The organism is Xenorhabdus sp. NBAII XenSa04, assembly GCF_963866145.1.
GTDB lineage: Bacteria > Pseudomonadota > Gammaproteobacteria > Enterobacterales > Enterobacteriaceae > Xenorhabdus > Xenorhabdus indica.
The window spans coordinates 1-15328 of record NZ_CAWMEB010000011.1 but is presented as its reverse complement, the minus strand read 5'-3'; the positions used below and the strand labels follow the sequence as shown (position 1 = coordinate 15328).

The window sequence follows — 15328 nt, the reverse complement described above, 5'->3', positions numbered from 1 at the left end:
CCAGTTTTAGTATCGGATTTTCGGATCAATGACGGCATACAGCACATCAACAATAGCGTTGAACATAATGGTCAGCCCGCCTACCAAAATCGTCAGGCTCAACACTAATGAGTAATCACGGTTTAAAGCACCATTAACGAACAATTGCCCCAGACCGGGTAAACCGAAGATAGTTTCAATAACCATTGAGCCGGTAATAATGCCCACAAAAGCGGGCCCCATATAAGAAATCACTGGCAATAAGGCAGGTTTCAACGCATGGCGGAAAATAATCGTTCGTAATGGCAGCCCTTTGGCTCTTGCTGTTCGGATAAAGTTGGAATGCAGAACTTCAATCATAGAACCACGAGTAATACGGGAAATACTGGCAATATAAGAAAGAGATAACGCAACCATCGGCAAAAGCATATATTTAGGTGCTCCGCCATTCCAACCGCCTCCTGGCAGCCACTTTAATGTAATGGCAAATATCAGAACCAATAAAGGGGCCACTACGAAACTTGGGATAACAACCCCCGTCATAGCAAACCCCATTACCGTATAATCCCATTTAGTATTCTGATTCAGCGCAGCAATAACCCCCGCACTGACACCAAATATAACGGCCATAATAAAAGCAGCGGCACCTAACTTAGCAGAAACGGGCAACGCTTCTGCCACCAAATCATTTACGCTGTAGTCCTTATACTTGAATGAAGGGCCAAAATCCCCTTTGGAGAGTTGGATTAAGTAATTGAAATATTGTTTATAGATAGGATCATTCAAATGGTATTTTGCTTCGATATTCGCCATCACTTCAGGTGGAAGCTTTCTTTCCCCGGTAAATGGGCTACCGGGAGCAAGTCGCATCATGAAGAACGAAATCGTGATGAGAATGAAAAGTGTCGGGATCGCCTCTAAGCAGCGGCGTAAAATAAATTTCAGCATTGCCCGTTCCTATTATCTGACCAAACCTTGGTCTTAATTATCTGATACACAGGCAGCTCATTACTCAAGCCACCTGCGGATTCCTAATGTTTTATGATGTACATGTCCTTGGTATGGAAGTTGTCCAGCGGATCTTTGCCGGTATACCCACCTACATAGGGTTTTAATAAACGGGTATTTGTATAGTAAAAGAGAGGAACCACCGCAGAATCTTTATCCAATTGCGCATTAGCCTTAGCATAGATTTCGGCTCGCTCTTCATCTGTTTTAGCTTGCAATGATTGCTTCATTAAAGCATCAAATTCTTTGCTCTTATAATGAGAAGTATTGTTGCTACTATTGGATAACATCGGGTTCAAAAAGGTAGAGGCTTCGTTATAGTCAGCACACCATCCGGCTCTGGCGACGTCATAATTGCCCTGATGTCGGGAATCAAGGAAGGTTTTCCATTCCTGGTTTTCGAGAGAAACTTCAACACCGATATTCTTTTTCCAAACAGACGCGGCGGCAATAGCTAATTTTTTATGTAGATCGGAAGTGTTATACAATAACTTAATTTTCAGTGGGTTATCTTTGGTAAATCCAGCTTCTGCCAGTAGCTTCTTCGCTTCTTCGTTACGCTGCTGTTGATTTAGCTTAGTGTACCAATCTGGCTTTTCATCTTTAAAATCAGCGATATAAGGTGGAGTATAACCATAAGCGGGTATATCACCCTGATTTTTCACCTTATGAGTCATAAGATCGCGATCCATACCCAATTTTAGCGCGGTACGAACTCTAGGATCATTAAATGGCGGCTTCTCATTATTAATTTCGTAGTAGTAGGTGCACAATTTTGGGTTAGCACGTAATTGTTCAGGGATCTCTTTTTTCAGTTTTTGGAATAACTCAACGGGTAAGTTGTCATAACTCATCTCAATTTCGCCGGCACGATAACGATTGACATCAGTGACTTCAGAAGAGATAGGCAAGACGGTGACTTGATCAATTATTGTATTTTTATTATCCCAATACATTGGATTACGTTCTAAAACAAGACGCTCATTAATCACCCAACTTTTCACTTTATAAGCACCATTACCGACAAAATGCTGTGGCTGTGTCCATCTTTCACCGAATTTTTCAACAGTCGCACGATGCACTGGTGATGTTGATGTGTGAACCATTAATCGGACTAAATAAGGTACAGGTTCGCTGAGTGTTAACTGTAATGTATGGTCATCTAATGCTTTAATACCCAATGTTTCCGGCTTTTTCTTACCTTTGATGATATCATCAACATTCAGAAGATGAGCATATTGCATGTAACTTGCATAAGGGGATGCCGTGTTTGGATCAGTTGCTCGACGCCAACTGTAAACAAAATCTTGTGCCGTGAAAGGATCACCATTTGACCATTTCGCATTTTTACGCAGGTGGAATGTCCAGACTGTGAAATCCGGGTTATGTTCCCAGCTCTCAGCAACACCCGGAATAATTTTACCATCAGGCTCATTAATCACCAGTGTTTCAAATAAATCACGAGCAATATTTGATTCTGGTACACCTTCGATTTTATGGGGATCCAATGATTGTGGTTCAGTGCCATTATTGCGTACCAGAGTCTGTTTTTCTGCCAGTTGTACACCCGCAGGAACTTTTGCAGCAAATGCCTGTACCCCGATCATCATGCTTAATGCTACCGTAATGCCAGCAGCAATCTTCTTTTTTGTTATGTTTATCATCTTTTATTACTCCTATTGATTCATCAGGCTCTTATAAAAGCTACCTTAATTTCAGGGCTAATTATTTTCTCATTTCAAAAGGAACTGCTTTATTTACATTTACAGTAACAGAACTCCTGTAATAACAGTCAGTTATCTATTTTTTGATATATAAGTTCTTAAGATCAACGTAATCTAAAGGATCTTTTCCTGTTATTCCTCCGACCGTTGGGCGAATCAGGCGTGTAGAAACCCGGTAATAGACAGGAATCAAGCCCGAATCAGCATCAAGCTGAACCTCTGCTAACTGGTAAAATTCCTTGCGTATTTTTTCGTCTTTAGCTATCAGGGCCTGCTTAAGATAATTATCAAAGGCCTCATTCTGGTAAAACGCCGTATTATTACTGCTGTCCGACAATAGGTAATTTAAGAAAGATGAAGGCTCGTTATAATCGCCACACCATGTCGCTCTCGCCACATCATAATTTCCCTGGTGACGATTTTGCAGTGAGGTTTTCCATTCCTGATTTTGCAATGTGACTTTTGCACCAATGTTTTTCTGCCACATGGACGCCGCAGCAATAGCTTGTTGTTTGTTCTGCTCTGAGGTGTTATAGAGCAAGGTAAATTTGAGAGGATTACTGGCATCAAAGCCGGCTTCTTTTAATAACTCTTTTGCCCGTTGATTGCGTTGTTCTTGTGTCCAATTCGCCCAATCTGGATTAATCGTAAGACCGCTACCAATAAAAGTAGGTGTAAAACCGTATGCCGGAATTTGCCCCTGTCCCATAATCCTTTGAGTGATAATATCTCTGTCAAGACTCAGCTTAATGGCTTCACGTACTCGTTTATCTTTAAATAATGGCTTTTGGTTATTAATTTCGTAATAAAACGTACATAGATAAGGTGAAATTTGCACTTGCTCAGGAATATCCCGTTTCATTTTTTGATACAGTTCTGGTGGAATAGCATTGTTGGTAACATCTACTTCCCCACTGCGGTAACGGTTAACATCACTGATACCTGAGACGATAGGTAAGAAAGTGCCTTTTTCGATAATGGACTCTTTATCATTCCAATATTGTGAATTACGCGTTAAAACGATTCGTTCATTAATAACCCAATCCTTTAATGTGTAAGCTCCGTTACCGATAAAATTCTCTGGTAACGTCCACTTAATACCAAATTTTTCTACAATATCTTGCCGGATGGGTTTCAGTGGTGTATGGCTCAACATATTAATAAGGTAAGGAACAGGACGACTTAATGTCACTTGAAAACGGCGCTCATCAAGCGCTTTAACACCCAGTTGATCAGGCGATTTTTTTCCTTTTAAGATCTCATCTGCGTTCAATACATAGGTATATTGTAAGTAACTGGTATAAGGCGATCCTACTTTTGGATCAGAGAGACGACGCCAGCTATAAACAAAATCCTGTGCTATAACTGGCTTACCATCACTCCACTTGGCATTGTCACGTAGATAAAATGTCCACACCTGATAATCATCAGTTTCCCATTTTTCTGCGACTCCTGGCACAATTTCACCGTTTGGCCCGGTGCTTACTAATCCTTCAAGTAAGTTACGAATAATGTTGGTTTCCGGAACACCTTCAATTTTATGAGGATCCAGTGATGTAACCTCAACACCATTATTAATAGTAACTTCTTGCTTCTCTGCCAACACTACACCTGCGGGAACCTGCGCAGCAATTCCTTGTGTCATAGGAAACGATAATAAAACGATAGAGGAAATCAACTGACTCAACTTTGACGGTGTTTTTTTCATTATTCTTCTCCAAGTGATAAACAGTGAATTACTCATTTTTTAATCTAGCAATCCCGATAATTCATTTTATTAAATAAGAGCAATTTATATGTTTGGCATTCAATCTAAACAAGGTTTGTTATGATATTTTTTATAATATGTTTATTAAGTCGTTAAAGTAATTATTTATTCTTACATGGAATACGTCTATTGAAATAACAATAACATACTGATAAAAATGATTTTTTATTTATTTTTATCTATCAGATCACTAAAGTATCCAACAAAAAAGAAAATAAACATTATTTTAACAAAATGCAATCATCACAGATTAAAAACCCATCTTCATCACAAAATGGTGCAACAAGACACCAATGATGGCCCGTTATAGCAAGCAATAGGGTGTAGAAAAAAACAGTATTTTTCAGAGAGGAAAGGCAAATTATCAAATAAAATATAAAAAGTAAGTTCTTAATCAGATACGAAAATGCTTTTATCGCCTAGCTATACTCTTTATTGGTTGTCTATTAATTATTTTTCACTTATTTCTTCTAAAAAAATATTATCAAAATTTATTTAACAAAATATTCCATAAAAATTAAATAAATATTTAAAAATAACCCTAATAATTTTTTGATATCGAATAATAAAACCTATCTATTGAATGGTGTCAGCTTACTGTTTTCATGATCTAAATCACTATTTAAAAGCCAGTCAATGATAAGCTGTACTCAAATAAAAACGCTCAGAAAAAATACAGACTTAACACTCATTTATATGAATTTATACAGTTTTTTTAAGGTGATTAGCGGTATTCATAACAGCGTTTTTACTGATAAAGCTCACAACATGAATTTGACTTTATAGAACAATAACCACAAACCGCACAGCTAATTTCCTAAAAAAATTTGACTTTTACCAGGAGTACTCTCTATGGCTGTAACTCAGGTTGCTGAACTGAATGAATTAGTTGTTCGTGTAAAAAAAGCGCAAAGAGAATTCGCCAGTTTTTCACAAGAGCAAGTTGACCACATATTCCGTGCTGCTGCTCTTGCTGCTGCTGATGCCCGCATTCCTTTGGCAAAATTAGCTGTATCTGAATCAGGAATGGGAATAATCGAAGACAAAGTGATCAAAAATCACTTCGCTTCTGAGTATATTTATAATGCCTATAAGGATGATAAAACCTGTGGGGTTTTATCCGAAGATGACACCTTTGGAACAATCACTATAGCTGAACCTATTGGGCTTATTTGTGGCATCATCCCGACAACTAATCCGACTTCAACTGCCATTTTCAAAGCACTTATCAGTCTGAAAACCCGTAATGGCATTATTTTTTCTCCACATCCACGGGCTAAAAAAGCCACGAACAAAGCAGCAGAAATTGTTCTACAGGCAGCTATCGCAGCAGGCGCACCAAAAGATATTATCGGCTGGATAGACGAACCTTCTGTTGAACTCTCAAATGCTTTGATGCACCACGCTGATATTAACCTTATTCTGGCGACGGGCGGCCCCGGAATGGTAAAAGCAGCCTATAGCTCAGGTAAACCCGCCATTGGTGTTGGCGCAGGCAATACACCTGTCGTGATCGATGAATCGGCAGATATCAAACGCGCTGTGGCCTCTATTTTGATGTCTAAAACGTTCGATAATGGCGTGATTTGTGCTTCTGAACAATCCGTTATTGTGGTTGATCATGTTTATAAACAGGTCCGTGAACGTTTCTTAAATCATGGTGGCTATATTCTGCAAGGAAAAGAACTGAAAGCTGTTCAAAATATTATCCTGAAAAATGGCAACCTGAACGCGGCTATTGTCGGTCAGCCAGCAACCAAAATTGCGGAAATGGCAGGGATCGCTGTTCCTGAAAATACCAGAATTCTTATCGGTGAAGTTACATTGCCAGATGAAAAAGAACCATTCGCTCATGAAAAATTATCACCACTGCTCGCCATGTATCGGAGTAAAAACTTTGAAGATGCTGTTGAAAAAGCAGAAAAACTCGTTGAAATGGGTGGTATTGGTCACACGTCTTCTCTCTATATTGATCAGGATAATCAAGCAGCCCGCATTCAATATTTCGGCAATAAAATGAAAACGGCGCGTATTTTGATTAATACTCCCGCATCTCAGGGGGGAATAGGCGACCTTTACAACTTTAAACTGTCCCCTTCTCTAACGCTAGGATGTGGCTCCTGGGGAGGAAATTCCATTTCAGAAAACGTCGGACCAAAACACTTGATTAATACAAAAACTGTCGCTAAAAGAGCCGAGAATATGCTGTGGCATAAAATTCCCAAATCAATCTACTTCCGGCGTGGTTCTCTGCCTGTCGCTCTGGAAGAGATTGCGACAGACGGAGTAAAACGCGCCTTCATTGTGACAGACTCCTTCTTATTTAATAACGGCTATGCTGATCGAGTTATCAAGGTATTGAAAGCGCATAATGTAGAAACTGAAGTATTTTTTGAAGTCGAAGCAGACCCTACCTTAAGTGTTGTCCGCAAGGGTGCTGAACGGATGCATCTGTTTAAACCTGACGTTATTATTGCGCTTGGTGGTGGCTCACCGATGGATGCAGCAAAGATCATGTGGGTTATGTATGAACACCCAGAAACTCACTTTGAAGAACTGGCATTACGTTTTATGGATATCCGTAAGCGCATTTATAAGTTCCCGAAAATGGGGAGTAAAGCAAAAATGGTCGCCATCACAACGAGTTCCGGGACAGGCTCAGAAGTCACACCTTTTGCGGTTGTGACTGATGATATAACAGGACAAAAATATCCATTAGCAGACTATGCGCTGACTCCCGATATAGCTATCGTTGATGCAAATCTTGTCATGGATATGCCAAAATCACTATGTGCTTTTGGTGGATTAGACGCCGTAACTCATGCGTTGGAAGCTTATGTTTCTGTTTTAGCCAATGAGTACTCGGATGGTCAGGCACTACAAGCCTTGAAGCTGCTCAAAGATTTTCTGCCAGCCAGCTATCAACAGGGAGCACAAAATCCGGTTGCTCGCGAACGAGTTCATAATGCAGCAACTATTGCAGGGATCGCTTTTGCCAATGCCTTTTTAGGCGTCTGCCACTCTATGGCTCATAAGCTTGGCTCCGAATTCCACATCCCACATGGGCTAGCGAATGCCCTGCTTATCTGTAATGTTATTCGCTATAATGCCAATAACAACCCAACCAAACAAACAGCGTTCAGCCAATATGATCGTCCTCAGGCAAGACGTCGTTATGCCGAAATTGCAGAACATCTGGGATTAAGTAGTGTTGGTGATCGCACGGCAATCAAAATTGAAAAACTCCTTACATGGTTAGAAGAATTAAAATCTCAGCTAAATATTCCAACTTCAATTCGTGAAGCCGGGGTTCAGGAAAGCGAGTTCTTGGCAAAAATAGATAAACTGGCAGAGGATGCCTTTGACGATCAATGTACCGGTGCCAATCCTCGTTATCCGTTAATTACTGAATTGAAGCAATTAATGTTGGATTCCTTTTATGGCCGTAAATTCATAGAGCCTGCCTTATCTAAGGAAGAAGAAAAATAATAAGAAATAATAATAAATGATAAACCAATGTGATTTAAAAGGCATCAGGTATAACCGATGCCTTTTTATTAATTCATTTGTTCTAACTTAATCATAATATTCATACAAAAAAAGGCATTATGTCCGCTCAACTTTTTTAGCCTTAGCATCACGAATGACATCAGAATAGTGCCTGCGACACACTGAGACATATTTTTCATTGCCTCCAATATCAACCTGCGCACCATCATAAACAACGTCGCCATCGCTGCCAAAACGCAGTACATGGCTGGCTTTTCTTCCACAATGACAAATCGTTTTCAGTTCAACTAATTTATCCGACCACGCGAGAAGATATTGGCTACCACTAAATAATTCTCCCTGAAAATCTGTTCTTAAACCATAACAAAGAACAGGGATATCATCGTAATCAACAATTTCACAAAGCTGTTTGACGTGTTCTTTTGTTAAAAATTGGCATTCATCAATCAAAACACAATGAATCTTTTCTACTTTGTTTTCACGTCTGATAAGTTCAGCGATATTAGTTACCGGTGAAAACAACAAGGCATCTGCGGATAAACCAATACGGGAACTCACCTTCCCTTTTTCAAATCGGGTGTCGATTTCTGCTGTAAAAATCAACGTCCTCATTCCTCTTTCGTTATAGTTATAAGAAGACTGTAATAAGGAAGTTGATTTTCCTGCATTCATAGCAGAATAATAAAAATAAAGCTGAGCCATTGGCCCGTCCATCCTCTTGTCAAATTTAACCAAGCAATATATCACCGCAAGTTTACCACAATCTCAACTTAAGGTTATCCTTTGTTATTGATCAAATGAAGCACAGGATAAAAAACCAGAACAAATATGAAATGAATAATTTCATGATAATCGTCACATTTGCGCATATAAAATCAGCACCACAAGTACTTATTGCATGACAAATGAACAAATTTAACATTGGAAAGAAATAGCTATTTTTTATTCCATTCTTTGCATATTAATAATCAAAGTGGTTTACTTTTGTGCAATTTACTCCGCTATAATCATAACCAATAGATTACCCATAAAAAAAATTTCATTACTCCTTTGAACATCAACTTATTTTGGGATGAACAGTTAACATCTCTTACGGATTGACTATAAATTAGTTTTATATGTTCGAGTTTATCACGCTCTGCTTTGAGTAAACTACGTTTAACCGTTATCGAGAAATGATAAATCCAATAGTAGAATTAAAACACAATATATCGATTATCAAAAAAATTGCATTTTAAAATGAGATGTTTTAGCCTGAGAAAGTAAATTCACTATTGCAGAAAATAAAATAGCATTCTATTATTATCCGTACATCAGCCATCATCATTATAATTTGAGACCAGGACAATGAGCGAAAATTTAAAATCCTTAAATAACATCCGCACCTTGCGCGCGCAAGCAAGAGAATGTGAACTTAGCACTTTAGAAGAAATGCTGGAAAAACTTACGATTGTTGTTGAAGAACGTCGTGAAGAAGAAAGCCAAGCTCGTGCTCAAATAGAAGAACGTACACGTAAGCTTCAAGAATACCGTGAAATGTTGGAAAAAGACGGTATTGAATTAAGCGATTTAGTAGACGCTTTAAGTGGTAAAGCTACTGGTAAATCTAAACGTGCTGCACGTCCAGCTAAATATTCATACATTGACAATGGTGAAACTAAAACCTGGACTGGACAAGGCCGTACTCCAGCAGTAATCAAAAAAGCAATTGAAGAAGAAGGCAAGTCACTGGAAGATTTTCTGATCTAATCAGTTATTTTGCAGACTAATAACAAAAATACCCTGTCAAGGGTATTTTTGTTTTATGGTTAATATATCTAACTAAGTTAATTACTGGCTGATGTACGAGCACCACGGGTTATATTAACGGTTTAAACTCCCTTATTATTTCCCAATGTGAAAAAAAACAATTTAACATCAACTTAGTTTTTTATTAACACAGAGTTAAAAAAGGAGCTGTTAGCTCCTTTTTTATTACTATTCTAATATTAAGTCTAATCTTAAGGCTGCTGGTAAAAATCCAAATACCAATCAACAAACTGTTTCACACCTTCTTTCACTGGAGTGTTGGGTGAAAAACCTATCTTCTCGTAGAGCGCTCTAGAATCAGCACAAGTGGACAATACATCACCATCCTGAATATCCATAAAATTTTTCTTTGCCTTTATACCTAATGACGATTCAATTGCTTCAATAAAATCACCCAATTTTGTCGGATGACCATTACCAATATTGTAAATACGATATGGTGCAGAGCTGGCAGATATCTGCCCTTTTTCAACTGACCAATCTTTATCAGAGGTAGGAATAACGGCTTGTAATCTGATTATAGACTCGACAATATCATCAATATATGTGAAATCCCTCACCATATTACCATGATTATAAACATCGATAGGCTTACCCTCCAACATAGCTTTAGTAAACTTAAATAAGGCCATATCAGGACGCCCCCACGGGCCATATACTGTAAAAAACCGTAAACCTGTGGTTGGTAATTGATAAAGATGTGAGTAGCTGTGAGACATTAATTCATCAGCTTTTTTGGTAGCAGCATATAAAGAAACAGGATGATCAACCGAATCATCAGTAGAGAATGGTTGTTTTTTATTTAATCCATATACTGAACTTGAAGACGCATATAATAAATGTTCAACGCGATTATGACGACATCCTTCAAGAATATTGATATGACCAACGATATTGGCATCAATATATGCCATTGGGTTCTGTATTGAATAACGAACACCCGGCTGGGCGCCCAAATGGATAACTCGTTGAAATTGGTGTTTAGAAAACAACGCCGAAATTGCAACTCTATCAGCCAGATCTAATTTTTCAAATTTAAAACCCGGATTAGGGAGTAATAAATTTAATCTTGCCTGCTTCAAATTAACATCATAATAATTATTGATGTTATCGATGCCAACAACTTCATACCCCATACTTAATAACCGCTGGCTAACATGAAAACCAATAAAACCAGCGGAACCTGTGACTAGAAATTTCATATCACAACTCAAATGACTGGATTAATAGAGGCACCACGACCAATGCCATAGTATGTAAATCCTCTGGATTGCAGACGTTCAGGATCATAAAGATTACGTCCATCAAAAATAACCGGAGTTTTGAGTGAATTTTTTATGACATCAAAATCAGGCGCTCTAAAGTTTTGCCATTCTGTACAAATAACCAAAGCATCAGCACCTTTTAATGCAGCTTCTTTTGTACCCATCAGGGCAAGATCATCCCGCTGTCCATAAATACGCTGAGCTTCCTGCATAGCTTCCGGATCATACGCTTGTATTTTGGCACCACCTTCCCATAATACTTCCATCAATACACGGCTTGATGCTTCTCGCATATCATCTGTATTAGGCTTAAATGATAATCCCCATATCGCAAATGTCTTGCCAGATAGATCATCACCAAAGTGACGTTTAACAAAAACAGGTAATTTTCTTTTTTGTTTTTCATTAACCTGCTCTACTGCCTGTAAAATCTTGGGCGTATATCCAATTTGTTCAGAAGTGCGAATCAATGCCTGCACATCTTTAGGGAAACATGAACCGCCATATCCACACCCCGGATAAATAAAGTGATACCCAATACGTGAATCAGAACCAATTCCTTGACGCACATGTTCAATATCTGCCCCCAACATTTCTGCCAGGTTAGCAATTTCATTCATAAAACTGATTTTGGTTGCTAACATGCAATTAGCGGCATATTTTGTTAACTCCGCACTGCGGATATCCATAACTATCATACGATCATGATTACGATTAAACGGTTCATACAGTTCTCTCATCACATCAATCACGCTATCGTTATCACAGCCAATGATAATGCGTTCAGGACGCATACAATCAGCAACTGCGGCCCCTTCTTTCAAAAACTCAGGGTTGGAAACAACGTCATATGGAATATTAGCTCCACGTTCAGCCAAAGCTACTTGCATGACAGCTTTGACTTTATCCGCAGTTCCCACAGGAACCGTTGATTTATCAACCACCACTTTATAGTTATCCATATTCTCTGCAATAGTCCGGGCTACAGCAGTGACATATTGCAAATCGGCAGAGCCATCTTCATCAGGAGGTGTTCCTACGGCGATAAACTGTAATTTGCCATGTGCGACGCCAGCTTTAGCATCCGTTGTAAAGCTCAGACGCCCTTCCGCATAGTTTTTTTTAACCAAGGATTCCAGTCCTGGTTCAAAAATAGGGATCTGGCCATTTTTCAGGTTTTCAACTTTTCTTGTATCAACATCAACACAAAGTACATCATGCCCGACTTCGGCAAACACGGTTGCCTGGACTAAGCCAACGTAGCCAATACCAAATACAGTAACTTTCATTTCACATCCTAAATTACTAATAGATTATTTTTCAATCTGATCTTGCAAAGTCACAATCCAGTCTTTGAATGATTCTCCCAACTGCTTATGCTTCATACTATATTCAACAAACGCCTGCATATAACCCAATTTATTCCCACAATCATGACTACGGCCTTTTAAGTGATACGCCTCAACTGGCTCTTTTTCCATCAACATGGCAATAGCATCGGTAAGCTGAATTTCGTCCCCTGCCCCTGGTGCTGTTTTTGCCAGTAATGGCCAGATTTTCTCAGATAATACATAGCGACCAACAATAGAAAGATTTGATGGGGCTTCTTCTGGTTTGGGTTTTTCAACAACACGAGCAATTGGTTTACTGTCACCTGGTTGCAGGTTTTCTCCAAAGCAATCAACAATTCCATAATCAGAGACATCCTCAACAGGAACCGGTTCAACCAGTATTTGACTTATTCCGCTATCGTTAAAACGTGATAACATCTCGCTCAAATTGTATTTCGATAAGTCTGCACTGTACTCATCCAAAATGACATCCGGCAGAATAACAGCAAATGGTTCGTCCCCAATAAGTGGCTTAGCACATAGCACCGCATGTCCCAATCCTTTAGCGATCCCCTGACGGGTCTGCATGATCGTCACATGATTAGGACAAATCGACTGAATTTCGTCCAGGAGCTGACGCTTTACTCTTTTTTCAAGAATTGCCTCTAGCTCGAAGCTAGTATCAAAATGGTTTTCTATAGAGTTTTTGGATGAATGTGTAACCAGAATAATTTCATTAATGCCTGCTTTAATGCATTCATTGACAACGTATTGAATAAGTGGCTTATCAACCAGAGGCAACATTTCTTTAGGAATAGCTTTAGTGGCTGGTAACATCCTGGTTCCCAAACCAGCAACAGGGATTACGGCTTTTTTTACTTTTTTATTTATTACTGACATTACTAGTCTCCTGCGGCTATGCTATAGCTGAAAAACTCCTTTTGCAGCTATAACAATAGCACCAACTCTCTAAAAAATCGTATATGTGAAAAAAGTCACATACCTAAAAAAACATACCTAAAAAATAGTGCGCCAAAGTATACCAGCTAACACAGCCAGGTATACAGTGAATAAAAATTTAATTATGGTTTCCATACTACGGTATTTACATAACTGATATATACACTCTGAATACACCTTTATATCAAATAACTGTTAAATGAATTTTCTGAAGCATAAAGGGCATTGATAATAGAGTACTCTCACTAAACATTGCAGCTACAGTCTGTATTCAGGTATTATTGATGGTAATCTAATCAATTATAACTATTTATACGCTTATATATTTTACGCTTACATACCTTTACAGCATCAGCCATATTAACAACAACCTTTTTAATTAACCGGAGTTATTTTGACAAAAATATGTCACTGTGGCAGTGGCTCACCTTTCGCACATTGCTGCGGCCTTTATATTGATAATCACTACCCTGCTCCAGATGCCGAATCTCTGATGCGTTCCAGATATAGCGCTTATGTGACAAAGAATGTTGATTATCTGATTGCAACCTGGCATCCCGATTGTGCAGCAGAAACCTGGCGTTCAGAAATAGAACAAAGCTTTGTTGGTGTACAGTGGCTAGGGTTGAATGTCATCAACACAAATAGAGGGCAACATAATAATGAAGCCTACGTTGAATTTTCAGCTTGCTTTATTGAGCAGGAAAAGCAAGATAGGCAATTGATACATGAGCGTTCTCGTTTTTTGCGTATTGACCAACATTGGTTCTATATAGATGGTGTTCGCCCTGAAACAGGACGCAATGATCCTTGCCCATGTGGTTCGGGCAAAAAATATAAAAAATGCTGTAGTTAAATATTTTAAACACAACCATTCACACACAGTGAAAAACATTTGAGGATCACGTTATCCATGCAAAACGCAATTATACAAAAAAAAATCTTGCGTACAATTTGTCCTGATTCCAAAGGATTAATCGCGAAGATCACAAATATTTGTTACAAGCATCAACTGAATATTGTACAAAATAGTGAGTTTGTCGATCATCTCACTGGCCGCTTCTTCATGCGTACAGAGCTGGAAGGTATTTTTAATGATGAAATATTTCTGACCGATCTGGATGATGCTCTTCCGGTTGGCTCAAGTCGTGAATTGAATACAGCAGGTCGTCGTCGTATTATCATCATGGTAACAAAAGAAGCCCACTGTATCGGTGATATATTAGTAAAAAGTGCTTATGAAGGATTGGATGTGGAAATAGCTGCTGTTATTGGCAACTATACTACTCTGCAACCATTGGTCGAGCAGTTTGATATTCCTTTCCATCATATCAGCCATGAAGGTTTGAGCCGGGAACAGCACGATGAAGCGTTAATGGCGCAAATAGATCAATATAACCCCGACTATGTTGTACTCGCCAAGTACATGCGTGTCTTAACACCAGCATTCGTTCAGCATTACCCAAACCAAATTATTAATATTCACCACTCATTCTTACCAGCATTTATAGGAGCCCGCCCTTATCACCAGGCTTATGAACGTGGTGTCAAAATCATTGGAGCCACTGCACATTATGTCAATGATAACTTAGATGAAGGCCCTATTATCACTCAGGATGTGATTAACGTGGATCATAGTTATACTGCTGAAGAGATGATGCGGGCAGGACGAGATGTTGAGAAAAATGTGCTAAGTAAAGCATTACATTCAGTTTTTTCTCAACGTGTGTTTGTGTATGGTAACCGCACTATTATTCTGTGATAAGTTAAGGGTATTTTTGTTAGATAACAATGTGATTATTCTTGATAACAAAATACCCTAATGGAATGATATTCAGACACAAAGTTTAAAAAAACATCGTTCGATACTTAGTTTTCAAATAACTACTTTACAGCGGCGGTTGATTTGATATTATGCCGTCCGCTGGCAACGACAGCGTACAATTCAAAATCTGGTGGGGTTCCCGAGCGGCC

Annotated in this window: 11 protein-coding genes; 4 read left to right on the top strand and 7 right to left on the bottom strand. The window is 38.8% G+C overall.

Annotated features, from left to right (window positions below; all coding sequences use genetic code 11):
• Positions 1-6 precede the first annotated feature (6 nt).
• The 3 genes from oppB to AAC147_RS00945 all read right to left on the bottom strand — a co-directional run bounded on the left by oppB (position 7) and on the right by AAC147_RS00945 (position 4419).
• Complete coding sequence (oppB, locus tag AAC147_RS00955) at positions 7-927, bottom strand: oligopeptide ABC transporter permease OppB (RefSeq protein ID WP_047684708.1); 921 nt, start codon at positions 925-927, stop codon at positions 7-9.
• Between the two features lie 83 nt (positions 928-1010).
• Entirely contained in the window at positions 1011-2651 is a 1641-nt protein-coding gene (oppA, locus tag AAC147_RS00950) for an oligopeptide ABC transporter substrate-binding protein OppA (protein WP_047684705.1), read from the bottom strand.
• Between the two features lie 136 nt (positions 2652-2787).
• Positions 2788-4419: an ABC transporter substrate-binding protein gene (locus AAC147_RS00945; RefSeq protein ID WP_047684702.1), complete on the bottom strand. Its 1632-nt coding sequence runs from the start codon at positions 4417-4419 to the stop codon at positions 2788-2790.
• A 912-nt stretch (positions 4420-5331) separates the two neighbouring features.
• Here AAC147_RS00945 and adhE point away from each other — a divergent pair.
• Positions 5332-7968, top strand: a complete 2637-nt coding sequence (adhE, locus tag AAC147_RS00940; protein ID WP_047684699.1) for a bifunctional acetaldehyde-CoA/alcohol dehydrogenase — start codon at positions 5332-5334, stop codon at positions 7966-7968.
• Positions 7969-8085: 117 nt separating this feature from the next.
• Here adhE and AAC147_RS00935 read toward each other — a convergent pair whose 3' ends face one another.
• Positions 8086-8691, bottom strand: coding sequence for a thymidine kinase (locus tag AAC147_RS00935; protein WP_047684696.1), 606 nt, complete (start codon positions 8689-8691; stop codon positions 8086-8088).
• A 645-nt stretch (positions 8692-9336) separates the two neighbouring features.
• On the opposite strand from AAC147_RS00935, the gene hns reads away from it, so the two are divergent.
• Positions 9337-9738 (top strand): histone-like nucleoid-structuring protein H-NS, encoded by a 402-nt coding sequence (hns, locus tag AAC147_RS00930; RefSeq protein ID WP_047684693.1) that lies wholly within the window; start codon positions 9337-9339, stop codon positions 9736-9738.
• Positions 9739-9989: 251 nt separating this feature from the next.
• Here hns and AAC147_RS00925 read toward each other — a convergent pair whose 3' ends face one another.
• From AAC147_RS00925 to galU, 3 genes are read right to left on the bottom strand one after another with little or no spacing between them, the layout of a single operon-like run.
• Positions 9990-11000: an NAD-dependent epimerase gene (locus AAC147_RS00925; RefSeq protein ID WP_047684690.1), complete on the bottom strand. Its 1011-nt coding sequence runs from the start codon at positions 10998-11000 to the stop codon at positions 9990-9992.
• Between the two features lie 8 nt (positions 11001-11008).
• Entirely contained in the window at positions 11009-12352 is a 1344-nt protein-coding gene (locus AAC147_RS00920) for a UDP-glucose dehydrogenase family protein (RefSeq protein ID WP_047684687.1), read from the bottom strand.
• 24 nt (positions 12353-12376) lie between these two features.
• On the bottom strand, positions 12377-13294 hold the full coding sequence (gene galU, locus AAC147_RS00915) for a UTP--glucose-1-phosphate uridylyltransferase GalU (RefSeq protein ID WP_047684684.1): 918 nt from the start codon (positions 13292-13294) through the stop codon (positions 12377-12379).
• Positions 13295-13748: 454 nt separating this feature from the next.
• Here galU and AAC147_RS00910 point away from each other — a divergent pair, with 454 nt between their 5' ends.
• Positions 13749-14210 (top strand): YchJ family protein, encoded by a 462-nt coding sequence (locus AAC147_RS00910; protein ID WP_047684681.1) that lies wholly within the window; start codon positions 13749-13751, stop codon positions 14208-14210.
• A 57-nt stretch (positions 14211-14267) separates the two neighbouring features.
• Positions 14268-15116: a formyltetrahydrofolate deformylase gene (gene purU / locus AAC147_RS00905; RefSeq protein WP_047684678.1), complete on the top strand. Its 849-nt coding sequence runs from the start codon at positions 14268-14270 to the stop codon at positions 15114-15116.
• The last annotated feature ends 212 nt before the right edge of the window (positions 15117-15328 follow it).

Bases quoted from the DNA above. Each gene is read 5' to 3' on its own strand.
- oppB (WP_047684708.1), bottom strand. From the start codon at position 927: ATGCTGAAATTTATTTTACGCCGCTGCTTAGAGGCGATCCCGACACTT.
- oppA (WP_047684705.1), bottom strand. From the start codon at position 2,651: ATGATAAACATAACAAAAAAGAAGATTGCTGCTGGCATTACGGTAGCA.
- AAC147_RS00945 (WP_047684702.1), bottom strand. From the start codon at position 4,419: ATGAAAAAAACACCGTCAAAGTTGAGTCAGTTGATTTCCTCTATCGTT.
- adhE (WP_047684699.1), top strand. From the start codon at position 5,332: ATGGCTGTAACTCAGGTTGCTGAACTGAATGAATTAGTTGTTCGTGTA.
- AAC147_RS00935 (WP_047684696.1), bottom strand. From the start codon at position 8,691: ATGGCTCAGCTTTATTTTTATTATTCTGCTATGAATGCAGGAAAATCA.
- hns (WP_047684693.1), top strand. From the start codon at position 9,337: ATGAGCGAAAATTTAAAATCCTTAAATAACATCCGCACCTTGCGCGCG.
- AAC147_RS00925 (WP_047684690.1), bottom strand. From the start codon at position 11,000: ATGAAATTTCTAGTCACAGGTTCCGCTGGTTTTATTGGTTTTCATGTT.
- AAC147_RS00920 (WP_047684687.1), bottom strand. From the start codon at position 12,352: ATGAAAGTTACTGTATTTGGTATTGGCTACGTTGGCTTAGTCCAGGCA.
- galU (WP_047684684.1), bottom strand. From the start codon at position 13,294: ATGTCAGTAATAAATAAAAAAGTAAAAAAAGCCGTAATCCCTGTTGCT.
- purU (WP_047684678.1), top strand. From the start codon at position 14,268: ATGCAAAACGCAATTATACAAAAAAAAATCTTGCGTACAATTTGTCCT.